Here is a 793-nt window from a genome sequence, read left to right on the forward strand (position 1 = left end):
ATCTCGACATGGCAGCACCTGTCTGAGGTGTTGCACTTCGTTTGTGAACTCAGAGGGTCATCCTTCGATCTCCTGGCGCTTGAGCCATGCCAGATGCCGCTCTGGCGTGTAGGCTCGCGGTGCCTGACCGACGCTCATCCGGTTCGCGACATGACGCCAGTGATCGGGGGCTACATCGCAGGCATCGAGCCCGACGGCTTCCACGTCGTCGACCAGCTGAAGCACCTGGCAGACCTTGGGCCAGCCATCGACGGTCAGCAGGATTTCGCCGCCGGGGCGAATGAAGGGCAGTGTCTGATAGGCCTCGCCGGGCACCACGGCACGAACGATGTCGATCCGCGAGGCGATGGTGCCGAAGTCGTTGGCGGCCCAGCGAATGAAGCCGAAAACACTGCCCGGTCGATAGGAAAGCACGCGCCGTCGTCTATCAAGGATCTGCTCGCGGACATGACGGCCGAACCTGATCCAGTTCTCGATTCGCTGTTCGATGTGCGTTAGTTCGACATGGGTCAGGACGTCAGCAGAGCGGGCGAGCGGTGCAAGGCCGTGCTGCTGGCCGGAGCTTGCGGCGCAGGTCATGATGGTTCTCCAGGCAGGTTGGGAAGTGATCGGTTCACGGCGCGCCAGCGGGAGATCGCCGCTGCCGCGCATTGACGGTGAGGCTGTTGCGGACCGTATCGATGAGGCTGCGCACGTCTCGCGCGCGCTCTTCAAAGTTAGATTCTTGGTTAGAGTCTAGGGGTTGTGGGGATTTAGGATTCCCATTTTGTCGGAGATGTGATTCACGCTCTGG

2 protein-coding genes are annotated in these 793 nt (G+C 61.3%); both read right to left on the minus strand.

Features of this window, described 5'->3' with window-relative positions:
* Window positions 1–57 precede the first annotated feature (57 nt).
* Complete coding sequence (locus tag IE122_RS18245; RefSeq protein WP_189622646.1) at window positions 58–579, minus strand: DUF2840 domain-containing protein; 522 nt, start codon at window positions 577–579, stop codon at window positions 58–60.
* 34 nt (window positions 580–613) lie between these two features.
* A partial coding sequence (locus tag IE122_RS18475; RefSeq protein WP_444544226.1) for a hypothetical protein occupies window positions 614–793 on the minus strand: 180 nt, incomplete at its 5' end.

The sequence above is a fragment of the Novosphingobium colocasiae genome (assembly GCF_014652555.1).
Lineage (GTDB): Bacteria > Pseudomonadota > Alphaproteobacteria > Sphingomonadales > Sphingomonadaceae > Novosphingobium > Novosphingobium colocasiae.